Here is a 22359-nt window from a genome sequence, read left to right on the forward strand (position 1 = left end):
GGCGCGGTATTCGCACTGCCCATCAGCGTGGCGTAACCGGCGAGCGGCTCCTCGCGCACGCCCAGGTTCAGGCGCGACTGGCTGGCGGACTGCGGCCATGCGGGCATCGATGCCGCGGATGGCATGTGCTGCGACGCGCGGCTCTCATAGCCACCACTGGCAATCGCGGCAACGGGCGCCTGCGCCTCCTGCGGCGCGGCGCCGGCACGGGTCTGGGCGAGCGCTTCGTGCAGCGTGCGGAACAGGAAATCGTGGATCAGGCGCTGCTCGCGGAAACGCACCTCGCTCTTCGCCGGGTGCACGTTGACATCGACGCCCGCAGGATCGACATCGAGGAACAGCACGAAGACCGGATGCCGGCCGTGGAACAGCACATCGGCATACGCCTGGCGCACCGCATGCGCGACGATGCGATCACGCACCAGCCGGCCGTTGACGTAGAAATACTGCTGGTCCGCCGCCGAACGCGATGCGGTCGGCAGGCCGACCCAACCGGCGAGACGCATGCCGGCGGCCTCGTGTTCGACACGCAAGGCCTGGCCCGGGAAGTCCGGCCCCAGCACTTCGGCCACGCGCGCGAGCGCCGCGTGTTCATCGCGCGCCGGCTTGAGCATGCGCACGGGCTTGCCGTTGTGGCTGAGACGGATCTCGACGCCTTCGCGCGCCAGCGCCAGCGACTTCAGCAGGTCGTCGATGTGCGCAAATTCCGTACGCTCCGCGCGGAGGAACTTGCGCCGTGCGGGCACGTTGTAGAACAGGTCGCGCACTTCGATCGTCGTACCGGGCGGGTGCTGCGCGGGCCGCGCATCGGTGTACTTGCCGCCATCCACTTCGATCCGCCACGCCGCATCCTGGCCGGCATGGCGCGACGTCAGCGAAAACCGCGCGACCGACGACACGGACGCCAGCGCTTCGCCGCGGAAACCCATGCTGGCGACGCGCTCCAGGTCGTCGAAGCTGGCGATCTTGCTGGTGGCATGCGAGGCCACCGCCAGGGACAGTTCATCGCGCGGAATGCCGCCGCCATCGTCGCGCACGCGGATGAGCCGCACGCCACCCTGCTCGATATCCACCTCGATGCGGCGGGCGCCGGCCTCGATGCTGTTTTCGACGAGTTCCTTCACCACCGAGGCGGGACGCTCGATGACTTCACCCGCCGCGATCTGGTTGATCAGCTCGGGCGGAAGGGGACGGATGGGCATGGGACTGGCCTGACTGCACTTTCAGGCCAAGAGGATATCAGCCGGAAGGGATGACCATCACGGTGCCGACCCGCACGGTGTTGTCGTTCATCTTGTTGGCCATTTTCAGCGCGCCCACGGAAATACCGTACTGCTGGGCGATGCCGGTAAGGGTTTCGCCACGGCCCACGCGGTGCAGGTCGCGGATGTTGTCGTCTGCGCGACCGCTGGATCCCTTCTTCGCGGGCGCATCGGCCTTTGCGATGGTCTTCGGCGTCTTCACCGGCGCGGCCGGCGCTTTCGCGCTGGCCTTGCTTGCCACCTTCGTGTCGGCGCCGTCATCGCCACCATCGACCGGCTCAACCGGCGCCGGCGCCGAGGCGACGTAGGTGCCGTTGCGGCGCGCGGCCTGGGCCGCGAACCACGTACCCGGCGGGGGCATGGATTCGAAGTAGTTACGCACGCCGCCGAGCACCGCGTTGGCCAGTTCCTCGCGGTGGCCCTGGTCGCGCAGGCGTTTTTCCTCGGAGGGATTGGTGATGAAGGCGGTTTCGACAAGGATCGACGGCACGTCCGGCGAGCGCAGCACCACGAAGTTGGCGCGCTCCACGTAACCGCGATGCGTCGGGCCCAGGTGGCCGAGCGCCTTCAGCACGTTGCCGGCGATCTGCTCGGAGGCCTGCATGGCATAGCCCTGCTGCAGGTCGAGCAGCACGGCGGCGAGCGAATCGTCCTTGTCGTCCAGCGACACGCCGCCGACCAGGTCGGCGCGGTTTTCGCGGTCGGCCAGCCAGCGCGCGGCTTCGGAGGTCTTGCCGCGCGGTGAAAGCACCCACACGGACGAGCCCTTGGCGTCGCTGTTCTTGAACGCATCCGCGTGGATCGAGACGAACATATCCGCGTTGTGCTCGCGGGCGATCTGGTAGCGCCGCTTCAGCGGGATGAAGTAATCGCCATTGCGAGTGAGCACGGCCTGCATGCCGGGCTGGCGGTTGATCTGGTCGGCGAGCTCACGGGCCACCATGAGGGTGACATCCTTCTCGCGCAGGCCGGTGGCGCCCTTCGCGCCCGGGTCTTCACCGCCGTGGCCGGCGTCGATGGCGACCACGACCTTGCGCGCGCCAGCCATGGGCGGCGTGCCGGCGGGCACGGTCTTGCCGCGGCCCTTCGGGCTCGCCGTGGCGATCGGGGCATCGGCCGGTGCGTCGGCCACGGCCTTCGCCACGGAGGGCGCGTCGTCGTCAGACGGGGTGTTGTCGCCCGGGTCGGACTGGCCGCCGGGGTACAGGTCCAGCACCAGCCGGTAACCGTAGTCGCCGGCCGGCTTCAGCAGGAAGCTCTTGGGCTTGGCCTTTGGGTCGACCATGGCGGTCATGCGGGCGGCGGCGCCCTGCTTGCCCGTGCTCATGGACTTGAACAGGCCCTGCCCGCCCGGCGCGGAAAAATCCGACGCGACGGAGCTGCCGGCGATATCCAGCACCACGCTGCCCGGGGTATCGCCCTGGGACATCTTGTAGGTGGCCGGACCGGAAAGATCGAAGACGACGCGCGTGTACTCGGGGCCAGCCCAGACGCGCGCGGCCTTCACGTCAGCCGCCTGCGAGGCGGCAGGCGCCAGCGTCGCGACGGCGGTCACGCACGCAAGAAGCCCTAGTTTGCTAGTGATTCCCCTCATATGGCCCGGATTGAACTCCATGCGCCCGCGGATTGCAAGATTTTTTCCCTTGCTAATCCATAACCTGCGAACACTTCGTCAATGTCCATACAGGAATGCGCGGCAACCGGTGAGATTTCTCGTGGGATCTTGCGGCCCACAGGCAATTACAGGGTAGCGACGATTCTCTGGCCCATCGCCGTATGGGGATGGAAGGTCACGGCGCGGCCGGTGCCTTCGTGGCGGAAGCTGAGTTCGAGGTCCACCGGCGGCAGCGCGCCTGCCCCGCGTTCGGGCCATTCCACCAGTACGATGGCGCCGGGCTCGGCCAGGCTGTCGAGGCCGAGCCATTCAAGCTCGCCCGGATCGGCGATGCGGTACAGGTCGAGGTGGAACGCCCGGCGCTCGCCAAGCTCGTAGCCCTCCACGAGGCTGTAGGTCGGGCTCTTGACCCGTTCGCCGACGCCCAGCGCCTGCAGGAACGCGCGGGCGAAGGTGGTCTTGCCGGCGCCGAGGTCGCCGTGCAGGAAGGCCACGAGGCCATCCGGCAGGGCCTTGGCCAGTTGCTGGCCCAGGGCGATCGTCGCGGCCTCATCGGGCAGGATCAGTTCCATCAGGCCTCCAGGCCGTTGACGAGCCGGCGCAGCGGCTCGAGCAGGTCGCCGGCGAGCAGGCCACGCTCGCCATGGCGCGCGGCGACATCGGCGGCCCGCGCATGCAGCCCGACGCCCAGGCAGGCCGCTTCGAACGGCGAGCAGCCCTGCCCGAGCAGGCCCGCGATGATGCCGGTGAGGGTATCGCCCATGCCACCGCTGGCCATGCCGGGGTTGCCCCAGGGGCACACCGCCACGTCGCCCTCGGGCGAAGCGATGAGGCTGCCGTTGCCCTTCAGCACCACGACGGCTTCGAAACGGCGGGCCAGGGTGCGAACGGCGGTGAAGCGGTCGGCCTGCACTTCGGCGGTATTCGTGCCGAGCAGGCGCGCCGCCTCGCCCGGATGGGGCGTCAGCACGATGCGCGCGGGAAGCACCCGCGGCTCGGCATGCAGGAGGTTCAGGCCATCGGCGTCGAGCACGGTGGGCTTGCCCGCGTCGAGCGCGGTTGTCCACAAGGCATGGCCCCACGCCGCCTGCCCGAGGCCAGGGCCCAGTGCCACGACCGAGGCCTTGTCGAGCATCGGCTGGAGCGTCTGCGGGCCATCCACCGCGTGCGCCATGAGCTCGGGCCGGGCGGCATTCATCGCCAGGACGTTCTGCTCACGGGTCGCCACGCTGACGAGTCCCGCGCCGGTACGCGCCGCGGCTTCCGCCGCCATGCGCACGGCGCCGCCGGTGCCGTGGTCGCCGCCGATCGCCAGCACATGGCCGTTGCTGCCCTTGTGTGAATCGCGCGGCCGCGCAGGCAGCCCCTTTGGGGTCAGCAACGTGGCGTCAGCGGGCTCGAGGATCGATGCCGGCAAGCCCAGCGGGTGCAGCACGACTTCCCCCGCTAGTTCAGAAAGGTGGGTATGCATGCCGCGCTTGTGGACGATGAAGGTGGCCGTCGCCGCGGCGCGCACGGCGACGCCCGGGCAGGCGCCGGTATCGGCCGACAAGCCGGACGGGATATCCAGCGCGAACACGGGGACATCCGCCGCGTTGATCGCCTCGATGGCGCGCTTCGCTTCGCCCTCCGGGGCCCGATTGAGGCCGGTGCCGTAGATGGCATCGACCAGCACGTCGGGCGCCGCCAGCGACTCGTCGTCGGCGGCGAGCGTGAGCGTGCCGCCCGCTTCAAGGAAGGCCCGGCGCGCCTCGAAGGCATCACCGCCCTCTTTCGGCTCGCCCAATGCCACCAGGTCGACCTGCAGACCCGCCGCCAGGGCGTCGCGGCCGACCAGGTACCCATCGCCGCCGTTATTGCCGCTGCCGCAGACGATCCGCAACCGACGGGCCTCTGGCCAGCGCCGGCGAAGCTGGGCGAACGCGGCCGCCGCGGCGCGCGACATCAGCTCGAAGCCCGGGATGCCCAGCTCATCGATCGCGCGGCGGTCGATCGCGCGGGCCTGCGCGGAGGTGAACAGGGCGGTATCGCGGTGTGGGGCGCTCATCCTGAGGATTATATGTGGGCCAAGTAGAATGGATGCATGCCCGTTTCCACCGACATCGACTACCCGGCTCTCGCCAGCGACATCAAGCGCTGGGCGCGCGAGCTCGGCTTTGCCGACGCGGGCATCGCCGGCACCGAGCTCGGCCACGACGAGGCCTACCTCGAGCGCTGGCTGGACGACGGCCACCACGGCGAAATGGACTACATGGCCCGTCACGGCACCCGGCGCAGCCGGCCCGCGGAGCTGGAGCCCGGCACCCTGCGCGTCATCTCGGTGCGCATGGATTACATCCCGCCCGGTACCGCGAATGCCTGGGATGTCATCAACGATGGCGAAAAGGCGTACATCGCGCGCTACGCACTCGGCCGCGACTACCACAAGGTCATGCGCAATCGCCTGCAGAAACTGGCGTCGCGCATCACCGAACGCATCGGCGAGTTTTCGTACCGCGCGTCTGTCGACTCCGCCCCCGTCCTCGAGAAAGCCCTCGCCCGCAACGCAGGCCTCGGCTGGATCGGCAAGCACACGGTGGTCATCAACAAACGCGCCGGATCGTACTTCTTCCTCGGCGAGCTCTACACCGACCTGCCACTACCCGTGGATGAGCCCGCGACGGCGCACTGCGGCAGCTGCCGCAAATGCATCGACATCTGCCCGACCCAGGCGATCGTCGCGCCGTACCGGCTCGATGCACGCCGCTGCATTTCGTATCTCACCATCGAATTGAAGGGCAGCATCCCGGAAGAGTTCCGCGCGCCGATGGGCAACCGCGTGTTTGGCTGCGATGACTGCCAGCTGATCTGCCCGTGGAACAAGTTCGCGCAGGATGCGACCGAGCCTGACTTCGCGCCGCGGCATAGCCTGGACGGGCCGAAACTCGTGGAGCTGTTCGCGTGGAGCGAAGCGGAATTCCTCGCACGCACCGAGGGCATGGCGATTCGCCGGACCGGGTATGAAGGCTGGCTGCGGAACCTGGCGGTGGGCCTGGGGAATGCGCCCACCACGGATGAGGTGGTGGACGCCCTGCGTGCGCGAGCCGATAACGACTCGGCGGTGGTGCGTGAGCACGTGGCATGGGCGCTGGCCCGCCACGGCCACTGACGCAAGTTCGAGAGTCCTCGCCGCTCCTCAGGGGCCAGGCAACGAATGCGACATCGCTTGCGGCTGGGGCGCCGCCGGCTGCTGTTGCACGGCCTGTTGCTGCGACGCGGCCTGCTGTTGGGCAGTGTGCTGGTGGCTGGCCTGCTGCGCGCGCTCCGCAGCGGCTTGCCAGGCCGCACTACTTTGCTCGATCGGCGTGTTGACGGCCTGTTGCGTGGACGCCTCCGCGATGCGCTTGTGCGGCGAATCCAGCGCGCCCTCCACGGCATACGCTGTCGACGCATCCGCATTGAGCACGACGTGGTCGACGGACTTCAGGCCCTGCTCGCGTGCCGCCACAGTCAACGCGCCCGCAAGGTTGTCGCTCTGCCGGTCGGGCGCCCTGCCATGCTGCGCATCGAGCCGATGCACGGCGCCCTGCGTTTGCCTGAACAGCGCATGGTCCGGGTGGTCCGCGTGATCCAGCGTGACCGGTGCCGGACCCGGCGTCACGGGCTGATAGACATGCGAGGTGGCCGAATCGCGGAAGTTACGTTGCGTCGGCGGCTGCGTGCTGGTGTCGAGATAAGGCATGGCATTTTTGTTCGCGCCAAGGTCAATACCGTTCTGCGCCATGACATCCGGGTTCAGGTGGAGTCCCTTCAGGTCGAGGGCCATGGGCGCCTGCCCATTCCCGTAATGGCGCTCGTACTGCACGGCCACGCCCGTCGCCCAGGCGCCGTAGTAATTCGCGTACGACGAATTGCCGTTATGCCCCAGGGTCGATGACCGGTCGAAGTAGTTCTTGCCCATGCCTTCGATGTTGGCCGGCGTGGACGGCATGCTGAGGTCGGCGTTCACCGTGAGGTTCGAACGCATGCTGTAGGTCGCGGGCAACTGGCTGCGATCGACATGGATGAAATCATCCATGCGCCCCGGGTTGCGCTTGTAGATGTCTTCGAGCGTGGGCGCGGGTGCGTGGTTCTTCTGCGCCTCGAGCCGCGCGGCGCTGACCGTCGCGTTCCATCCGGAGATCTCGGCGCCAGCCTCGTCGCGGCGGCTTGCGGCGATCACATCGCCCACCGGCTTCGTGTAATCGTGCGGCGTCGTCTTCGATTGCGCCACGGCCTGCAGGTCGTGGGTGAACTGCGTATTCGCCTTCGCGATGTCCGCCGCATTGAAGCCGTGCTGCAGTTCATGGCCGAGCACGAACGTGGCTTCCGACGCATCGTACTTACCGCCCGCCGGCGTCGAGAGACTGGTGAGCGGCAAACGCATTTCATGCGCACCGGCGTTGTATTCGCCGCCGGCGTGCGGATTGTTCAGGGCAACGATGCGCTGCAAATGGCCTGCATCGACCGCGCGGTTCACTTCATCGACCAGCGCTGGCGAGGCATTGATCGTATCGGTGAGGTTCTTCAGCTGGTCGGGGGTGACTCCAGGCTCTTTCCCGAACGCCTGGAGGACTGCTTCGGCTTTCGCGTTGAGTGGCATGGGCCCGCCCCCTTTCAGCGCACCAGGACCATGTGCACGCAGGCGCCCGCGGCGTCCGCGCCTTCGGCGACCAGGGGATAGACCTCGACATGCTGTCCCGGCCGATCGAACGCATCGTAGGTCCAGCGGCCGTGCTCACCGTGTGCGCTCTGGCGCTTGAAGCCCATGCGCTCCAGTTCCTGCGTGAAGTGGCCGAAATCGGGGGTGCAGATCGGCGTTGCGGACGGCCGGTCTTCGCCCACCGGGGAAAAGATCAGGTCGACGCGCGGCCCCACCGTGCCGACCTGCTGCCGCTCGACACTGAAGGCCCAGCCACCGGACAGTGGCTGTGCATAACCGAAGTGATCCGTGCTGAGGCGCTTGATCGGCAGCCCCAGGCGCTCGCCCATGGTTTCAGGCGTGAGTTCCGCGACCGATGGCGTCGTGCGAATCAGTTCCAGCATGCCGTGCATGGCCTGCTCGGCGGTGACGTGGGCGGCGGACGCGTTCATGCGGGGTGTCTCCTTCGCTTCGGTAGCGTGCGTGAGCGGGGCCGAGGCGGCCAGTAAGGTGGCGAGGGCCAGCCGCATGGGCTGGCCGTACAAACCGGGGTGGCGCAAGCGTTGCCGGGGCATCGCGACTCCTTCCATGGCCGCCAGGTCGCGGCCCGCCCGAGCGTAACAAAAGCCTTGGTGCGATTCCGGCACGGTGTCTCGGTTCGTTCAGCCCCGGCCACGCCCTGCGGCACGTTGCCATACCACCATGGTCGGATGGGCCGTGCCTCGATGCGGGTGGGAAAATAAGCGGTCCCCCTCCGCAGCACCGGCTCCCCCCCATGTCTTCCGATCGCATCCGCTCCTCCCTCCTGCGCGACCGCGTGGTCAGCGCGGAGGCCGCCGCCGCCTTCATCCAGCCCGGCGAGACCGTGGCCATGAGCGGTTTCACGGGCTCGGGGTATCCGAAAGCCGTGCCACTGGCACTCGCCCGCCGCATCGAGGATGCGCACGTGGGCGGCCAGGACTTCCGGATCCGCCTTATGACCGGCGCCTCCACCGCGCCCGAGCTGGATGGCGCCCTGGCCAAGGCCGATGGCATTGCACTGCGCATGCCGTTCCAGACCGACCCGGATGCGCGACAGCGGATCAATGCGGGCACGCTCGATTACATCGACATCCACCTGAGCCACGTCGCGCAGCACGTGTGGTTCGGCTTTTACGGCGAGATCGATACCGCCGTGGTCGAGGTCGCCGGTATTCGCGAGGATGGCTCGCTCATCCCGTCCACTTCCATCGGTAATAACAAGACGTGGCTGGACCTGGCGAAGAAGGTGATCATCGAGGTCAACGACTGGCAGCCGGAAGGGATCGACGGCATGCACGATGTGTACTACGGCACCGCCCTGCCCCCACAGCGCAAGCCGATTCCCCTTTTGCAGGCTGACGACCGCATCGGTGAGACGTCGTTGCGCGTGGATCCCGACAAAGTCGTGGCCGTCGTACGCACGCACGGCCCGGATCGCAACAGCCCTTTCGCACCGGTGGACGACACGAGCAAGCGCATCGCCGCGCACCTGATCGAGTTCCTCCAGCACGAGGTGAAGAAGGGCCGGCTACCGGCCAACCTGCTACCGCTGCAGTCGGGCGTGGGCAACATTCCCAATGCCGTGCTGGCGGGCCTTTCGGAAAGCGGCTTCCGTGACATGGCCGCGTTCACCGAGGTCATCCAGGACGGCATGCTCGACATGCTGCGCGACGGCGTGTTACGCGTGGCGTCGTGCACCGGGTTCGCGCTGAGCCCGGCCGCGAATGAAGAGTTCAAGCGGAATATCGAGTTCTACCGCGAGCGGATCATCATGCGCACGCAGGAGATTTCGAACCATCCGGAACTGGTGCGTCGGCTCGGCTGCATCGCGATGAACGGGATGATCGAAGCCGACCTTTACGGCAACGTGAACTCCACGCACGTGATGGGCAGCAAGATCATGAACGGCATCGGCGGCTCCGGCGATTTCGCGCGCAACAGCTTCCTGTCGATTTTCCTCAGCCCGAGCACGGCGAAGAACGGCAGCATCTCGGCCCTGGTTCCGATGGTGAGCCACGTGGACCACACCGAGCACGACGTGTCGATCATCGTGACGGAACACGGCCTGGCCGACCTGCGCGGCCTGCCGCCGCGGCATCGTGCGCGGCAGAACCTCGACCATTGCGTGGACCCGTCGTACCGGGCGCAGCTCGAGGACTACTTCGACCGGGCATCGCGGGCGAGCTTCGGCAAGCACACGCCGCATCTGCTGCCCGAGGCGCTGTCGTGGCACCAGCGGTGGCTGGATACGGGGACGATGGTGGGCTGACGGCGATGTGGGAGGGAGCTTGCGAACCATGCTATTTGACTAAGAGCAATCGCACGCAAGCTCACTCCCACGGTTGGGCTACCGGATGGGTTACGCCATGCCGCCCGATTTGCGGACGATGAGCATGGCCAGTTCGAGTGACTGCTCGTAGTTCAGGCGGGGATCCACCATCGACTTGTAGGCGCGGTCGAGGTCCTGCTCGACGCGGCCGCGTGCGCCGCCGAGGCTTTCCGTTCCGTTCTCGCCCGTCAGCTCCAGATGCACGCCGCCCAGGCGCGTGCCGGCGGCCGCGTGGATATCGAAGGCCTGGTCGAGTTCGCCGGCGATGTTCGCGAAGCGGCGGGTCTTGTAGCCGTTGCTGGTGCTCTCGGTGTTGCCGTGCATCGGGTCAGCGACCCATAGCACCCGGCGACCGTCGCGCTTTACCGCCTCGAGCAGCGGCTGCAACTGGGTCGCGATCTTGTCGTTGCCCATGCGGTGGATCAGCGTCAGGCGGCCCGGCTCGTCAGTCGGGTTCAGCACGTCGATCAGGCGCAGCAGGTCGTCCGGCAGCACGGTCGGGCCAACCTTCACCGCGATCGGGTTGCGGATGCCGCGGAAGTACTCCGTATGCGCGCCATCGAGCGCCGCGGTGCGCATGCCGATCCACGGGAAATGGGTGGAAAGGTTGAACCAGCCGTCCTGGCGCGGCACCTGGCGGGTCAGCGCCTCTTCGTAGTGCAGCAGCAGGGCTTCGTGCGAGGTGTAGAAATCCACGCGCGAGTAGCTGGAGATCGACTGGCCAGCCAGCGTTTCCATGAAGCGCAGCGAGTCACCGATACTGGCGACCATGCGCTTGTACTCGGCGGCGAGCGGCGAGTGCTCGACCCATGCAAGGTCCCAGTATTCCGGGTGGTGCAGGTCGGCGAACCCGCCGTCGATGAGCGCGCGCACGAAGTTCATGGTCATCGCCGAACGGGCATGCGCCTTGATCAGGCGCTGCGGATCCGCACGGCGCGCCTCCGGCGTGAACGCCGGGCTGTTGACCAGGTCGCCACGGAACGCGGGCAGCGTGACGCCATCGCGCGTTTCCGTATCGGCCGAACGCGGCTTTGCGTACTGGCCAGCAAACCGGCCCACGCGCAGTACCGGCTTCTTCAGCCCGTGGACGAGCACGAGGCTCATCTGCAGCAGGACCTTGAGCCGGTTGGAGATGATCGGGCTGGTGCAGTCAGCGAAGCTCTCGGCGCAATCGCCGCCCTGCAGGAGGAACCGCTCTCCCACCTGGGCTTCTGCGATGCGCTGCTTCAGCGCATTGATTTCCCATGAGGTGACGAGCGGCGGCAGTTCTCCCAGCTGCGCGAGCGAGGTCTGCAACTCCTGCTGGTCTTCATAGGTCGGCTGCTGCAGCGCGGTCCGCGAACGCCAGGTGCCCGGAGCCCAGTCGGCGGCGGGGGGAAGAATGGCTTTGAGGGAATGCGGCATGACGGCGGGACCTACGTAGAAGCGCTAGGGATGGCGCGGGAAGACAGGGAACGGTTTGAGCGGCGCAGGGCCAGCCAGGCCCACACGGTGAGGAGGACGAACCACAGGAGGGTCCATGCCGGCATCGGCAGGCCCAGGATCGGTTCGATCTTCGCGCACTCACCGGAGCCGGTGAATGCGAGCTTCAGCATCTTCAGGAACGGGAACGCATCGAACAGGTAGCCCAGGCCAGGTCCACAGGCGGGCACCTGGTCCGCCGGCAGGCTCTGCAGCCAGAGGTGGCGGCCAGCGGTCGCGATGACCCAGGCGCCGCCCAGGGTGATCAGGCTGGCGTACACGACACGCGCGCCCTGCTTCACCGGCCCGTGCAGCGCACCGACCAGGAAGAACAGGCCCATCACGCAGACCGCGATGCGCTGGAAGATGCACAGGGGGCACGGGTCGAGGTGCATCTGGTACTGGGCGTACAGGGCAAACCCCATGAGGCCGGCACAGATGAGGAAACCAGCGAGATAGCGCGAACGGTACGACCAGGCGAGAGGATTCATTCGGGGATGGTGCGGTGCGGGGACACCCACGTTAACCCGATGTGCACGTGTTTGTCAGCAGGCGAAAGAAGTTTCGTTTGTAACGACGTCAAGGACTTGCGTCCGTTGCCGCCCTTTTTGGGAGCGCGCAAAAGAAAAACCCGGTTGATCGCTCAACCGGGGTTTCGGGTTCTGCTGGAACCGGGACGCTTACTCGGCGTCGACGGCTTCACCCTGCGGGCGATCGACCAGCTCGACGTACGCCATCGGGGCGTTGTCGCCCGGGCGGAAGCCGCACTTGAGGATGCGCAGGTAGCCACCGGGGCGCTGCTGGTAACGCGGGCCCAGCTCCATGAAGAGCTTGCCGACAGCCTGCTTGTCGCGCAGACGCGCGAAAGCGAGACGACGGTTGGCGACGCCATCGGTCTTGGCGAGCGTGATGAGCGGCTCGGCGACGCGACGGAGTTCCTTCGCCGTGGGAAGGGTGGTGCGGATCAGCTCGTGCTTGATCAGCGACGCGGCCATGTTCTTGAACATGGCTTCGCGGTGGCTGCTCGTACGGTTGAGCTTGCGACCGGATTTCTGGTGGCGCATGGCGTTTACTCTCTAAGGTCTGTTGTTATGAAAAGGCGGCCAGGATGAGCCGACTTCCCGCGGTTTCCCGCTATTCGAGGCTGTAAAAACGCCCCGTTATAAGAGCACGGCCTCTATGGGCCGCTTTGGAAATCCCGTGGAAATGCGCGTGGCATCCGCGGGTTGGCGCAAAGGATCGGGGCGATCGAAAACCGATCGCCCCGTGGTGCATCAGCCCAGCTGCATGCCGTGCGAAAGGCCCGGCGGCGGCCAGTTTTCAAGCTTCATGCCGAGGGCCAGACCGCGGCCACCCAGCACATCCTTGATTTCCGTCAGCGACTTCTTGCCCAGGTTCGGGGTCTTGAGCAGCTCCACTTCGGTCTTCTGAACCAGATCGCCGATGTAGTAGATGCTCTCCGCCTTAAGGCAGTTCGCCGAACGGACCGTCAGTTCGAGGTCATCGATAGGACGGAGCAGCAGCGGATCGAAACCGCCCTTCTCCGCCTTGGTCGAATCGGACTCGCGGCGCGAGAAGTCGCCGAACACCGACAGCTGATCGTTGATGATTTCCGCTGCCTTACGGACAGCGTCTTCAGCGCCGATGGTGCCGTTCGTTTCGATATCGAGCACGAGCTTGTCGAGGTTGGTGCGCTGCTCGACACGAGCCGCGTCCACTTCGTAAGCCACGCGCAGGACCGGCGCGAACGACGCGTCGAGCTGCAGACGGCCGATCGGCCGCGTTTCGTCATCCGGGTGCTGACGTGCGCTGGCCGGCTGGTAGCCGACGCCCTTGCGCACCTTCAGGCGCATGTTCAGTGCCACATCCTTGGTGAGGTGGCAGATCACATGATCCGGGTTGACGATTTCGACGGTGTGGTCGACGGCGATGTCGCCGGCCGTGACCACGCCCTTGCCCTTCTTCGACAGCGTCAGGGTGACTTCATCACCGCTGTGCTGGCGAATCGCGACGTCCTTGAGGTTCAGGAGAACCTCAATGACGTCTTCCTGGAGACCTTCCAGGGTGGTGTACTCGTGCAGTACGCCGTCGATTTCGACTTCGACGATGGCGCTGCCCGGAATCGAAGAGAGCAGCACGCGACGCAGCGCGTTGCCCAGGGTGTGGCCAAAACCACGCTCGAGCGGCTCGACCACCACCTTCGCGCGGTTAGCGCCAAGCTGCTCGACGCTGAGGCCACGAGGCCGCAGCACACTAGTTGACGATACTGCCATGCAAGGCTCCGGTGGAATACTTCGAGTAAAGCTCGACGATCAGGGCTTCGTTGATATCGGCCGGCAGATCACCACGATCCGGCACAGCCTTGAACGTGCCTGCGAACTTCTTGCTGTCGACCTCGACCCACGACGGACGAAGATCCATCGTGTCGTAGATCGTCGCCGCTTCCTGCACACGCAGCTGCGTGCGGGCCTTCTCGGTCAGCGAAACCTCATCGCCCGGACGGACGTGGTACGAGGGAACGTTGACCTTCTTGCCGTTGACCGTCACCGACTTATGGGCGACGAGCTGGCGGGCCTGGGCGCGGGTGACCGCAAAACCCATGCGGTACACGACGTTGTCGAGACGGCTTTCCAGGAGGCGAAGCAGGTTTTCACCCGTGTTGCCCTTCTGGGTCGAAGCCTTGGTGTAGTAGTTGCTGAACTGACGCTCGAGCACACCGTAGATGCGCTTGACCTTCTGCTTCTCACGAAGCTGAACAGCGTAGTCGGACAGACGGGCGCGCTTGTTGGCGCCATGCTGGCCGGGCTTGTTTTCGAGCTTGCACTTGGAATCAAGCGCGCGGGCCGGGCTCTTCAGACCGAGGTCGGCACCTTCACGACGCGCAAGTTTGCAGGTAGCTCCACGATAACGGGCCATGGGTATGCTCCTTAGACGCGACGCTTCTTGGGGGGACGGCAGCCGTTATGCGGAATCGGCGTGACGTCAATAATGTTGAGCACCTTGTAGCCCAACGCGTTGAGAGAACGCACGGCCGACTCGCGGCCCGGGCCGGGGCCCTTGATGCGAACTTCCACGGTCTTCACACCGTAGTCGCCAGCGGCGCGGCCAGCCTTTTCGGCGGCAACCTGCGCTGCGAACGGGGTGGACTTGCGGGAGCCGCGGAAACCCGCGCCGCCTGCAGTCGCCCACGACAGGGCATTGCCCTGGCGATCGGTGATCGTGACGATGGTGTTGTTGAAGGAAGCCTGCACGTGGGCCACGGCATCCGTGACAACGCGCTTGATCTTCTTCTTGGTCTTAACCGGCTTAGCCATAATCGGTATCCGTTACTTCTTGATCGGACGACGCGGACCCTTGCGGGTACGGGCGTTGGTACGCGTGCGCTGGCCGCGCACCGGCAGGCCGCGACGGTGGCGGAGGCCACGGTAGCAACCCAGGTCCATGAGGCGCTTGACCGCCATGCCGATCTCACGGCGGAGATCGCCTTCGACCGTGTACTTGGCGATCTCGGCGCGGATCTTCTCGACCTCGCCTTCGCTCAACGACTTGATCTGGGTGGTCGGAACCACGCCAGCATCAACACAGACCTTCTTCGCCCGCGAACGGCCGATTCCGTAAATGCTCTGCAGGCCAACCCAGACATGCTTCTGGACCGGCAAATTGACACCCGCGATGCGCGCCATGATGTACTGTCTCCAATGTGCTTCGAGCGCGGTACACGCGCAATTCTAACCTTATTGAACCTAAACGGGAAGTCCTGCGGCGCCGTGGCGCCGCGGCCTCCCCTACTCGGGGACTTCCAGCCCAATCTCAGCCGCGGCGGAGATTGGACTTTTTAAGCAGACTCTCGTACTGGTGGCTCACAAGATGGGCCTGGACCTGGGCCGTAAAGTCCATCACCACCACCACCACGATCAGCAGCGAAGTGCCGCCGAAATAGAACGGGACTTGCCAGGCGCTCTGCATGAACGACGGCACCAGGCAGACCAGGACGATGTAGAGCGCGCCGACACCGGTAAGACGGGTCATGACGCCATCGATATAGTCCGCCGTGGCACGACCCGGGCGGATACCCGGAATCAGTGCGCCCGAACGCTTGAGGTTATCGGCCGTTTCCTGCGAGTTGAACACGATCGCCGTATAGAAGAAGGCGAAGCCGATGACCAGGACCGCGAAAACAATGTCGTAGACCGGCTCACCCGGGGTCAGCGCAGTGGTGAGCCACTGGAGCCAACGCATCTGGTGATTCGTGCCGAACATGTTTGCCGCGGTCGCCGGGAACAACAGCAGGCTGCTCGCGAAGATCGGCGGAATGACGCCCGCCATGTTGATCTTGAGCGGCAGGTGCGAGGTCTGGCGCTGGAACTGACGCTGGTTGCCCTGCTTCGCGTAGTTCACGGTGATGCGCCGCTGGGCGCGTTCCATGAACACCACGAAGGCAGTGACGCCGAGGATGACCACGACGACCATCAGCAGCTTCAGCCCACCCAGCTGGCCGTTGTCGGCCATGGTCAGGGTGTGTGCCACGGCTGCCGGCAGGCCAGCCACGATACCGGCGAAGATCAGCATCGAGATGCCGTTGCCGATGCCGCGCTCCGTGATCTGCTCACCCAGCCACATCAGGAACATGGTGCCTGCCGTGAGGCCGACCACCGATGCCATGATGAAGCCCGCGCCCGGCATGTAAACCACCGGACCGTGAGCACCCGTCTGGCCCTGGAGATTGATCGCGATACCGAAGGCCTGGAAAGCCGCGAGGCCCACCGTGCCGAAACGGGTATACGTGGTCATCTTCCGGCGACCGGACTCGCCTTCCTTGCGCAGTGCCATCAGCGACGGAATGACCGAACCCATCATCTGGATCACGATCGACGCCGAAATGTAGGGCACCACGCCCAGCGCGAATACCGAGAAGCGGGACAGCGAGCCACCCGAGAACATGTTGACCATGTTCAGCAGGCCGCCGCCGCCCTCAACCAGGCTCGTCATCGCCTCGGGATTCACGCCCGGAACGGGAATGAAGGAACCGAGGCGGAAGACGATCAGCGCACCAATGAGGAAAAAGATGCGCTGACGCAGTTCCGTCAGTTTGCCCAGCGAGCCGAGCGAATTGCCCTGCGCTCCAGCCACTGGATTACTCCACGCTGCCGCCGGCGGCTTCGATGGCAGCCTTGGCACCGGCCGTCACGAGCACACCCTGCAGCTTGACGGCGCGGTTGATCTCGCCCTTCAGCACGATCTTGATCTTCTTGGCGCGGCTGGTCACGAGGCCAGCGGCGTGCAGGGCGATCGGGTCGATCGTGTCGGCCTGGATCACGGCCAGCTGGTACAGCATGACCTGCTCGGTGTCCGCCTTCTTGAGCGAGCGGAAACCGACCTTCGGCAGGCGGCGCTGCAGCGGCATCTGGCCGCCTTCGAAACCGACGCGGTGGGTGTTACCAGCGCGTGCGTGCTGACCCTTGTGGCCGCGGCCGGCGGTCTTGCCGAGGCCGGAACCGATACCGCGGGCAACGCGGGTGCGGGTCTTGCGGGCGCCCTTGCCGGGCTTGATGTCGTTAAGACGCATGATCGATTACTCCTCAACCCGGACCAGGTAGTAGACCGTGTTGATGAGGCCACGGACCTGCGGGGAATCCTTCAGTTCACGGACATCGTTGAGCTTGCCGAGGCCGAGGGCCTTGACGCTCAGGCGATGACGACCCTGCACACCACGCAGGCCCTTGACCAGGCGCACGCGGACGGTGCCGGTGGTTTCGTTGTTCTTAGCCATTGCCCAGCACCTCTTCGATCGTCTTGCCACGCTTGGCGGCGATGCGCTTCGGCGAGGCGACGGCCTGCAGACCCTTGATCGTCGCGCGGACGAGGTTGATCGGGTTGCGCGAGCCGACGGCCTTGGCCAGCACGTCCTTCACGCCGACCACTTCGAGGACAGCGCGCATGGCGCCGCCGGCAATGACGCCGGTACCCTGCGAGGCAGGCTGCATGTAGACGCGGGCCGCGCCGTGGTTAGCCTTGATGGCGTACCAGAGCGTGCCGTTGTTGAGTTCAATGGACACCATGTTGCGGCGTGCGCGCTCCATGGCCTTGGAGATGGCGACCGGCACTTCACGCGCCTGGCCATAACCAAACCCGACGCGGCCTTCGCCGTCGCCAACAACCGTAAGAGCGGTGAAGCTCATCTGGCGGCCACCCTTGACGGTCTTGGCCACGCGGTTGACGGCGATCAGCTTTTCAAGCATGCCGTCCGAATTTTCGCGATCTGTCGAGGACATCTCTTTTCCTGATAGCCCGGCATGTATATCCGGGACTTCTGTTTACGGCTTGGTCGCCGCTTGGAGTTGTAGGTACATCGGGCGACACCGGCCCCGAAGGGCCGATGCCGTGGCCTGACGCCTCTTAGAACTTGAGGCCGGCCTCACGCGCCGCATCGGCGAGAGCCTTGATGCGACCGTGGTAACGGAAACCCGAGCGATCGAACGCGACCGACTCGATACCGGCGGCCTTGGCGCGCTCGGCAACGATGCGACCCACCGTGGTGGCGGCTTCGACGTTCTTCTTGCTCTTGAGGCCATCGGCGACCGACTTCTGCACGGTCGAGGCGGCTGCCACGACGGTGCCGTTCGGCGCGAAGACCTGCGCGTAAATGTGCTGACCGGTGCGGTGCACGCTCAGGCGGGCGACAGCGAGCTCACGGATGTGGGCGCGGGTCGACTTGGCGCGGCGCAGGCGGGATTCGTTCTTGTTCATCGTCTCGTCTCCAGGACGCGGATAGGCCGATTAGGCCTTCTTGGCTTCCTTCAGGATGATCGTCTCGCCCGCGTAACGGACGCCCTTGCCCTTGTAGGGCTCCGGCGAACGGTAAGCGCGGATCTTGGCGGCCACTTCGCCCACGAGCTGCTTGTCGGCACCCTTGACCAGGATTTCCGTCTGCGTCGGGACTTCGATGGTGATGCCTTCCGGCGCTTCGTACACGACCGGGTGCGAGAAGCCGAGGGACAGGTTTACGGCCTTGCCCTGCAGCTGCGCGCGGTAACCGACGCCGACCAGTTCGAGCTTCTTCTCGAAGCCGTTGGTGACGCCGCTGACCATGTTCGCGACGATCGCGCGGGCGGTGCCGCCGAACTTGTCGTCAGCGCCAGCGGCCAGAACGACCGTGGCCACGCCGTTTTCCTGCGAGAACGAAACGCCCGGCAGTTCGTGGGTGGTCAGGGTGCCCTTCGGGCCCTTGACGGAGACGGTGCCGTTGGCGACCGAGATTTCAACGCCCTTGGGGAGCGTAATGGGCTTCTTGGCTACACGTGACATATCGGGACTCCTTACGCCACCTGGCCGATGACTTCGCCACCCAGACCCTTAGCACGGGCCTGTGCGTCGGTCAGAAGACCGGCGGAGGTGGAGATGATCGAGATACCCAGGCCACCGAGGACCTTCGGCAGCTCGTCCTTGCCGCGGTAAACGCGGAGGCCCGAACGGCTGACACGGGAAATGGTTTCGATAGCCGGACGGCCTTCGAAATACTTCAGCTTGATCTCGAGGACCGGCTTGCCGTTTTCGTCGGCAACGCGCGCATCGAGGACATAGCCTTCGTTCTGCAGGAGCTGGGCGAGGGCCAGCTTCATCTTCGACGACGGCATACGGACAACCGACTTGCCAGTGGCCTGGCTATTGCGGATGCGCGTAAACAGATCGGCGATGGGATCAGTCATGCTCATAGAAAAAACCCTTGAGAGTGCACCGATATCCGAATTACCGGAGATCTTTAAATTGTAAAGCCGACAAGGCGTCGGTCTGCATTGCGCAGCCCGACGACTATATCAGGCTGTCGCGGGTTGGGCAACTTCTGCCCAGCCCAGGTCCCTGCCCCGCCCCGAAGGGCCTGGCCGGGCCGCCCCGCGAGGGGCGGTATCAGCTTCTTACCAGCTGGCCTTGCGCAGGCCCGGCACGTCGCCACGCATGGTGGCTTCGCGCAGCTTGTTACGGCCGAGGCCGAACTTGCTGTAGACGCCACGCGGGCGACCGGTCAGGGCGCAGCGGTTGCGCTGACGCGACGGCGAAGCGTCACGCGGCAGCTTCTGCAGCTTGGTCTGGGCTTCCATCTTCTCGTCATACGAGGCGGTGGCGCTCAGGACGATCGCCTTGAGTTCGGCGCGCTTGGCGGCGTACTTCTTGGCGAGCTTGGAGCGCTTGAGGTCGCGCTCGATCATCGAGGTCTTAGCCATGTTCTACCTGGTAATCAGTTGCGGAACGGGAAGCTGAAGGCTTCCAGCAGTGCCTTGGCTTCTTCGTCGGACTTCGCGGTGGTGGTGATGGAGATATCCATACCGCGCAGCGCGTCGACCTGGTCGAAGTCGATTTCCGGGAAGATGATCTGTTCCTTGATGCCGAAGTTGTAGTTACCACGGCCATCGAAAGCGCGACCCGAGACGCCACGGAAGTCGCGCGTACGCGGCAGCGAGACGTTGATCAGGCGATCCAGGAACTCCCACATCTGGGCACGGCGCAGGGTGACCTTGCAACCGATCGGCCAGCCGTCGCGGATCTTGAACGATGCGACGGAGACGCGAGCCTTCGTGGTGACCGGCTTCTGGCCGGAGATCTTGGCCATGTCGGCCACGGCGTTCTCGAGGATCTTCTTGTTACCGGCGGCTTCGCCGACGCCCATGTTGAGCGTGATCTTCGTGATGCGCGGGACTTCCATGACGTTCTGGTAACCGAAGCGCTCAGTGAGCTTCTTCATTACCGACTCTTTGTAAAACGTTTCAAGACGGGTCATGACTTCGGTTCCTTACGCGTCGACCACTTCGCCAGAGGCGAACACGCGCACCTTGCGCCCGTCCTCGAGCGTCTTGGTGCCAACGCGCTCGCCCTTGTTCGTGGCGGAGTTGAAGAGCTGGACATTGGAGATATGGATCGAGGCCTCACGCTCGACGATACCGCCAGGCTGGTTGGCCTGGGGGTTCGGCTTGGTGTGACGCTTGATGATGTTGACGTTGGAGACGACCACGCGGTCGCCATCAACGCGCAGGACATCGCCGCGCTGGCCCTTGTTCTTGCCGGTGATCACGACGACGTGGTCACCCTTGCGGATACGGTTCATGGTCTGGCCTCCGCTCAGAGCACTTCGGGCGCGAGCGAGACGATCTTCATGAACTTCTCGCTGCGCAGCTCGCGGGTAACCGGCCCGAAAATACGGGTACCGATCGGCTCGAGCTTGTTGTTGAGGATGACGGCCGCGTTACCGTCGAAACGGATCACGGAACCATCGGGGCGACGCACACCCTTGGCGGTACGAACCACCACGGCGTTGTACACCTCACCCTTCTTGACCTTACCGCGGGGGATGGCGTCCTTGATCGTCACCTTGATCACATCACCGACGCTGGCGTAACGGCGCTTCGAACCGCCCAGCACCTTGATGCACATCATTTCCTTCGCGCCGCTGTTATCAGCCGCGGAAAGCATGCTCTGTACTTGGATCATCGCAGCTCTCCTTAGACTTCAGCGCGCGTGACGATTTCGACCACGCGGTGATGCTTGGTCTTCGACAGCGGACGGCACTCCGCGATACGCACCACGTCGCCCTCGTTCGCACCGGTTTCATCGTGCGCGTGGAGCTTGGTGGAGCGACGGATGATCTTGCCGAGCAGCGGGTGCTGCACCTGGCGCTCGATCAGTACCGTGACCGTGCTGGCCATCTTGTTGCTAATGACGCGACCGACGAGGGTACGCGCAGTTTTCGTGTTATCGCTCATATCCGCCGTCCCTTACTTCTTCTCGCCGAGCACGAACTTCGTGCGGGCGATGTCGCGCCGAACGCGGCGCAGCTGGTGCGGCTGGGTGAGCTGGCCGGAGCCCTTCTGCATGCGCAGATTGAACTGCTCCTTGCGAAGGTCCAGCAGATGCTGGTTCAGCTCTTCCGCCGACTTGTCTTTGATTTCTTTGATGGCCATTACATCACCGCCCTGGACACGAACTGGGTCTGGACCGAGAGCTTGGCCGCGGCAAGGCGCATGGCCTCACGTGCGGTGGCTTCGTCGACACCTTCGATTTCATAAAGCATGCGGCCCGGCTGGATCTCGGCGACCCAGAACTCGACGCCACCCTTACCGGCACCCATTCGAACTTCGATGGGCTTGCGGGTGATCGGCTTGTCCGGGAACACGCGAATCCACAGCTTGCCACCGCGCTTGACGAAGCGGGTGATGCAACGACGGGCCGCTTCGATCTGGCGCGCGGTCAGCTGACCGTGCGTCGTCGCCTTGAGGCCGTATTCGCCGAAGCTCACGACGTTCGAGGTAAACGCCAGGCCGTCGTTGCGGCCCTTAAACATCTTGCGGAACTTGGTACGCTTTGGTTGCAACATGGCAACGCTCCTTACTTGGCAGAGCGCTCGCCGCGTTCACGGCGGTTTTCACCACCATCACGACGCGACGACTGCTGCGGCTGCTGATCTTCCTTCGACGCCTCGGCCGTGGCGGCCGCCAGGTCGAAGATCTCGCCCTTATAGACCCACACCTTCACACCGATGATGCCGTACTGGGTCTTCGCTTCGGCGGTGCCGTAGTCGATATCAGCGCGGAGGGTGTGGAGCGGCACGCGACCTTCACGAGCCCACTCGGAGCGCGCGATCTCGGCGCCGTTCAGACGGCCGGAGACGTTGATCTTGATGCCCAGGGCGCCGAGGCGCATGGCGTTGCCAACCGAGCGCTTCATCGCGCGACGGAACATGATGCGGCGCTCGAGCTGCTGCGCGATCGACTCGGCAACCAGCTGTGCGTCGAGTTCCGGCTTGCGGACTTCGCTGACGTTGATGTGCGTCGGGACGCCCATCATGTCGGTGACTTCCTTGCGAAGCTTCTCGATGTCTTCACCCTTCTTGCCGATCACCACGCCCGGACGGGCGGTGTGGATCGTCACGCGGGCGGTCTTGGCCGGGCGCTCGATCTGGATCTTCGAGATACCGGCGGCGGCGAGCTTCTTGCGCAGCATCTCGCGGACCTTGAGGTCGGCA

The 22359-nt window shown here is 65.2% G+C and carries 30 protein-coding genes; 2 read left to right on the forward strand and 28 right to left on the reverse strand.

Translation table 11 applies throughout. From position 1 onward, the window contains the following. The 4 genes from mutL to ACTHLF_RS05080 form a co-directional block, all read right to left on the reverse strand. A partial coding sequence (gene mutL, locus ACTHLF_RS05065; protein WP_440325414.1) for a DNA mismatch repair endonuclease MutL occupies nt 1–1202 on the reverse strand: 1202 nt, incomplete at its 3' end. A 37-nt stretch (nt 1203–1239) separates the two neighbouring features. Continuing rightward, a complete protein-coding gene (locus tag ACTHLF_RS05070; protein WP_440325416.1) occupies nt 1240–2856 on the reverse strand; it encodes an N-acetylmuramoyl-L-alanine amidase in 1617 nt (538 codons plus the stop codon). Nucleotides 2857–3002: 146 nt separating this feature from the next. Further along, nucleotides 3003–3449 carry a tRNA (adenosine(37)-N6)-threonylcarbamoyltransferase complex ATPase subunit type 1 TsaE gene (gene tsaE / locus ACTHLF_RS05075; RefSeq protein ID WP_440325418.1) on the reverse strand — a complete coding sequence of 149 codons (447 nt, stop codon included), beginning with the start codon at nt 3447–3449 and terminating at the stop codon, nt 3003–3005. Then, nucleotides 3449–4924 carry an NAD(P)H-hydrate dehydratase gene (locus tag ACTHLF_RS05080; protein ID WP_440325420.1) on the reverse strand — a complete coding sequence of 492 codons (1476 nt, stop codon included), beginning with the start codon at nt 4922–4924 and terminating at the stop codon, nt 3449–3451. The genes tsaE and ACTHLF_RS05080 overlap by 1 nt, the downstream gene beginning before the upstream one ends. A 36-nt stretch (nt 4925–4960) precedes the next feature. Between ACTHLF_RS05080 and queG the strand changes: the two genes are divergently transcribed. Next, entirely contained in the window at nt 4961–6025 is a 1065-nt protein-coding gene (gene queG, locus ACTHLF_RS05085) for a tRNA epoxyqueuosine(34) reductase QueG (protein ID WP_440325421.1), read from the forward strand. Nucleotides 6026–6052: 27 nt separating this feature from the next. Here the strand turns inward: queG and ACTHLF_RS05090 are convergent, their stop codons facing one another. Together ACTHLF_RS05090 and ACTHLF_RS05095 are read right to left on the reverse strand one after the other, a co-directional pair. Then, a complete protein-coding gene (locus tag ACTHLF_RS05090) occupies nt 6053–7498 on the reverse strand; it encodes an XVIPCD domain-containing protein (protein WP_440325423.1) in 1446 nt (481 codons plus the stop codon). 14 nt (nt 7499–7512) lie between these two features. Beyond that, nucleotides 7513–8112 carry a hypothetical protein gene (locus tag ACTHLF_RS05095; protein ID WP_440325425.1) on the reverse strand — a complete coding sequence of 200 codons (600 nt, stop codon included), beginning with the start codon at nt 8110–8112 and terminating at the stop codon, nt 7513–7515. A gap of 200 nt (nt 8113–8312) precedes the next feature. Here ACTHLF_RS05095 and ACTHLF_RS05100 point away from each other — a divergent pair, with 200 nt between their 5' ends. Next, the gene (locus ACTHLF_RS05100; protein WP_440325427.1) at nt 8313–9827 is read left to right on the forward strand and encodes an acetyl-CoA hydrolase/transferase family protein; all 1515 of its coding nucleotides are present in this window, start codon (nt 8313–8315) and stop codon (nt 9825–9827) included. Nucleotides 9828–9917: 90 nt separating this feature from the next. On the opposite strand, the gene ACTHLF_RS05105 is transcribed toward ACTHLF_RS05100, so the two are convergent. From ACTHLF_RS05105 to rpsC, 22 genes are all read right to left on the reverse strand, one after another. Further along, the gene (locus ACTHLF_RS05105) at nt 9918–11291 is read right to left on the reverse strand and encodes a class II 3-deoxy-7-phosphoheptulonate synthase (RefSeq protein ID WP_440325429.1); all 1374 of its coding nucleotides are present in this window, start codon (nt 11289–11291) and stop codon (nt 9918–9920) included. Nucleotides 11292–11302: 11 nt separating this feature from the next. Beyond that, nucleotides 11303–11839, reverse strand: coding sequence for a disulfide bond formation protein B (locus ACTHLF_RS05110; protein WP_440325431.1), 537 nt, complete (start codon nt 11837–11839; stop codon nt 11303–11305). A 189-nt stretch (nt 11840–12028) separates the two neighbouring features. Beyond that, nucleotides 12029–12412 carry a 50S ribosomal protein L17 gene (gene rplQ / locus ACTHLF_RS05115; protein ID WP_440325433.1) on the reverse strand — a complete coding sequence of 128 codons (384 nt, stop codon included), beginning with the start codon at nt 12410–12412 and terminating at the stop codon, nt 12029–12031. Nucleotides 12413–12622: 210 nt separating this feature from the next. After that, entirely contained in the window at nt 12623–13621 is a 999-nt protein-coding gene (locus ACTHLF_RS05120; protein ID WP_045831144.1) for a DNA-directed RNA polymerase subunit alpha, read from the reverse strand. Beyond that, complete coding sequence (gene rpsD / locus ACTHLF_RS05125) at nt 13602–14264, reverse strand: 30S ribosomal protein S4 (protein WP_440325435.1); 663 nt, start codon at nt 14262–14264, stop codon at nt 13602–13604. Before rpsD ends, ACTHLF_RS05120 begins: the two co-directional genes overlap by 20 nt. An 11-nt stretch (nt 14265–14275) precedes the next feature. Then, nucleotides 14276–14662: a 30S ribosomal protein S11 gene (gene rpsK / locus ACTHLF_RS05130; RefSeq protein WP_007513384.1), complete on the reverse strand. Its 387-nt coding sequence runs from the start codon at nt 14660–14662 to the stop codon at nt 14276–14278. 12 nt (nt 14663–14674) lie between these two features. Continuing rightward, nucleotides 14675–15031, reverse strand: coding sequence for a 30S ribosomal protein S13 (rpsM, locus tag ACTHLF_RS05135; RefSeq protein ID WP_144916975.1), 357 nt, complete (start codon nt 15029–15031; stop codon nt 14675–14677). A 127-nt stretch (nt 15032–15158) separates the two neighbouring features. Beyond that, nucleotides 15159–16478: a preprotein translocase subunit SecY gene (secY, locus tag ACTHLF_RS05140; protein WP_440325438.1), complete on the reverse strand. Its 1320-nt coding sequence runs from the start codon at nt 16476–16478 to the stop codon at nt 15159–15161. Nucleotides 16479–16482: 4 nt separating this feature from the next. Continuing rightward, nucleotides 16483–16914: a 50S ribosomal protein L15 gene (gene rplO / locus ACTHLF_RS05145; RefSeq protein ID WP_440325439.1), complete on the reverse strand. Its 432-nt coding sequence runs from the start codon at nt 16912–16914 to the stop codon at nt 16483–16485. Nucleotides 16915–16920: 6 nt separating this feature from the next. Beyond that, nucleotides 16921–17118 carry a 50S ribosomal protein L30 gene (rpmD, locus tag ACTHLF_RS05150; RefSeq protein ID WP_440325441.1) on the reverse strand — a complete coding sequence of 66 codons (198 nt, stop codon included), beginning with the start codon at nt 17116–17118 and terminating at the stop codon, nt 16921–16923. Next, on the reverse strand, nt 17111–17620 hold the full coding sequence (gene rpsE, locus ACTHLF_RS05155; protein ID WP_440325443.1) for a 30S ribosomal protein S5: 510 nt from the start codon (nt 17618–17620) through the stop codon (nt 17111–17113). The genes rpmD and rpsE overlap by 8 nt, the downstream gene beginning before the upstream one ends. A 124-nt stretch (nt 17621–17744) precedes the next feature. Beyond that, nucleotides 17745–18095 carry a 50S ribosomal protein L18 gene (gene rplR / locus ACTHLF_RS05160; RefSeq protein ID WP_440325444.1) on the reverse strand — a complete coding sequence of 117 codons (351 nt, stop codon included), beginning with the start codon at nt 18093–18095 and terminating at the stop codon, nt 17745–17747. A 30-nt stretch (nt 18096–18125) separates the two neighbouring features. Then, entirely contained in the window at nt 18126–18653 is a 528-nt protein-coding gene (rplF, locus tag ACTHLF_RS05165; RefSeq protein ID WP_440325446.1) for a 50S ribosomal protein L6, read from the reverse strand. 11 nt (nt 18654–18664) lie between these two features. Then, nucleotides 18665–19060: a 30S ribosomal protein S8 gene (gene rpsH / locus ACTHLF_RS05170; RefSeq protein WP_440325448.1), complete on the reverse strand. Its 396-nt coding sequence runs from the start codon at nt 19058–19060 to the stop codon at nt 18665–18667. A gap of 201 nt (nt 19061–19261) precedes the next feature. Next, complete coding sequence (rpsN, locus tag ACTHLF_RS05175; RefSeq protein ID WP_247433841.1) at nt 19262–19567, reverse strand: 30S ribosomal protein S14; 306 nt, start codon at nt 19565–19567, stop codon at nt 19262–19264. Nucleotides 19568–19581: 14 nt separating this feature from the next. Then, nucleotides 19582–20121: a 50S ribosomal protein L5 gene (gene rplE / locus ACTHLF_RS05180; protein ID WP_440325450.1), complete on the reverse strand. Its 540-nt coding sequence runs from the start codon at nt 20119–20121 to the stop codon at nt 19582–19584. Nucleotides 20122–20133: 12 nt separating this feature from the next. Beyond that, nucleotides 20134–20445 (reverse strand): 50S ribosomal protein L24, encoded by a 312-nt coding sequence (rplX, locus tag ACTHLF_RS05185; RefSeq protein ID WP_440325452.1) that lies wholly within the window; start codon nt 20443–20445, stop codon nt 20134–20136. A 14-nt stretch (nt 20446–20459) separates the two neighbouring features. Further along, entirely contained in the window at nt 20460–20828 is a 369-nt protein-coding gene (gene rplN / locus ACTHLF_RS05190; RefSeq protein WP_029213886.1) for a 50S ribosomal protein L14, read from the reverse strand. A gap of 11 nt (nt 20829–20839) precedes the next feature. Then, complete coding sequence (rpsQ, locus tag ACTHLF_RS05195; RefSeq protein WP_139980301.1) at nt 20840–21100, reverse strand: 30S ribosomal protein S17; 261 nt, start codon at nt 21098–21100, stop codon at nt 20840–20842. A gap of 12 nt (nt 21101–21112) precedes the next feature. Further along, entirely contained in the window at nt 21113–21298 is a 186-nt protein-coding gene (gene rpmC, locus ACTHLF_RS05200; RefSeq protein ID WP_440325454.1) for a 50S ribosomal protein L29, read from the reverse strand. Continuing rightward, entirely contained in the window at nt 21298–21711 is a 414-nt protein-coding gene (gene rplP / locus ACTHLF_RS05205) for a 50S ribosomal protein L16 (protein ID WP_247333719.1), read from the reverse strand. Before rplP ends, rpmC begins: the two co-directional genes overlap by 1 nt. 11 nt (nt 21712–21722) lie before the next feature. Then, a partial coding sequence (rpsC, locus tag ACTHLF_RS05210; protein ID WP_440325456.1) for a 30S ribosomal protein S3 occupies nt 21723–22359 on the reverse strand: 637 nt, incomplete at its 5' end.

The organism is Luteibacter sp. (genome assembly GCF_051958795.1).
Taxonomy (GTDB): domain Bacteria; phylum Pseudomonadota; class Gammaproteobacteria; order Xanthomonadales; family Rhodanobacteraceae; genus Luteibacter.

Coding starts and splice junctions, on each gene's coding strand:
- ACTHLF_RS05070 (WP_440325416.1), bottom strand. CDS start 2,856: ATGAGGGGAATCACTAGCAAACTAGGGCTTCTTGCGTGCGTGACCGCC.
- tsaE (WP_440325418.1), bottom strand. CDS start 3,449: ATGGAACTGATCCTGCCCGATGAGGCCGCGACGATCGCCCTGGGCCAG.
- ACTHLF_RS05080 (WP_440325420.1), bottom strand. CDS start 4,924: ATGAGCGCCCCACACCGCGATACCGCCCTGTTCACCTCCGCGCAGGCC.
- queG (WP_440325421.1), top strand. CDS start 4,961: ATGCCCGTTTCCACCGACATCGACTACCCGGCTCTCGCCAGCGACATC.
- ACTHLF_RS05090 (WP_440325423.1), bottom strand. CDS start 7,498: ATGCCACTCAACGCGAAAGCCGAAGCAGTCCTCCAGGCGTTCGGGAAA.
- ACTHLF_RS05095 (WP_440325425.1), bottom strand. CDS start 8,112: ATGCCCCGGCAACGCTTGCGCCACCCCGGTTTGTACGGCCAGCCCATG.
- ACTHLF_RS05100 (WP_440325427.1), top strand. CDS start 8,313: ATGTCTTCCGATCGCATCCGCTCCTCCCTCCTGCGCGACCGCGTGGTC.
- ACTHLF_RS05105 (WP_440325429.1), bottom strand. CDS start 11,291: ATGCCGCATTCCCTCAAAGCCATTCTTCCCCCCGCCGCCGACTGGGCT.
- ACTHLF_RS05110 (WP_440325431.1), bottom strand. CDS start 11,839: ATGAATCCTCTCGCCTGGTCGTACCGTTCGCGCTATCTCGCTGGTTTC.
- rplQ (WP_440325433.1), bottom strand. CDS start 12,412: ATGCGCCACCAGAAATCCGGTCGCAAGCTCAACCGTACGAGCAGCCAC.
- ACTHLF_RS05120 (WP_045831144.1), bottom strand. CDS start 13,621: ATGGCAGTATCGTCAACTAGTGTGCTGCGGCCTCGTGGCCTCAGCGTC.
- rpsD (WP_440325435.1), bottom strand. CDS start 14,264: ATGGCCCGTTATCGTGGAGCTACCTGCAAACTTGCGCGTCGTGAAGGT.
- rpsK (WP_007513384.1), bottom strand. CDS start 14,662: ATGGCTAAGCCGGTTAAGACCAAGAAGAAGATCAAGCGCGTTGTCACG.
- rpsM (WP_144916975.1), bottom strand. CDS start 15,031: ATGGCGCGCATCGCGGGTGTCAATTTGCCGGTCCAGAAGCATGTCTGG.
- rplO (WP_440325439.1), bottom strand. CDS start 16,914: ATGCGTCTTAACGACATCAAGCCCGGCAAGGGCGCCCGCAAGACCCGC.
- rpmD (WP_440325441.1), bottom strand. CDS start 17,118: ATGGCTAAGAACAACGAAACCACCGGCACCGTCCGCGTGCGCCTGGTC.
- rpsE (WP_440325443.1), bottom strand. CDS start 17,620: ATGTCCTCGACAGATCGCGAAAATTCGGACGGCATGCTTGAAAAGCTG.
- rplR (WP_440325444.1), bottom strand. CDS start 18,095: ATGAACAAGAACGAATCCCGCCTGCGCCGCGCCAAGTCGACCCGCGCC.
- rplF (WP_440325446.1), bottom strand. CDS start 18,653: ATGTCACGTGTAGCCAAGAAGCCCATTACGCTCCCCAAGGGCGTTGAA.
- rpsH (WP_440325448.1), bottom strand. CDS start 19,060: ATGAGCATGACTGATCCCATCGCCGATCTGTTTACGCGCATCCGCAAT.
- rpsN (WP_247433841.1), bottom strand. CDS start 19,567: ATGGCTAAGACCTCGATGATCGAGCGCGACCTCAAGCGCTCCAAGCTC.
- rplE (WP_440325450.1), bottom strand. CDS start 20,121: ATGACCCGTCTTGAAACGTTTTACAAAGAGTCGGTAATGAAGAAGCTC.
- rplX (WP_440325452.1), bottom strand. CDS start 20,445: ATGAACCGTATCCGCAAGGGTGACCACGTCGTCGTGATCACCGGCAAG.
- rplN (WP_029213886.1), bottom strand. CDS start 20,828: ATGATCCAAGTACAGAGCATGCTTTCCGCGGCTGATAACAGCGGCGCG.
- rpsQ (WP_139980301.1), bottom strand. CDS start 21,100: ATGAGCGATAACACGAAAACTGCGCGTACCCTCGTCGGTCGCGTCATT.
- rpmC (WP_440325454.1), bottom strand. CDS start 21,298: ATGGCCATCAAAGAAATCAAAGACAAGTCGGCGGAAGAGCTGAACCAG.
- rplP (WP_247333719.1), bottom strand. CDS start 21,711: ATGTTGCAACCAAAGCGTACCAAGTTCCGCAAGATGTTTAAGGGCCGC.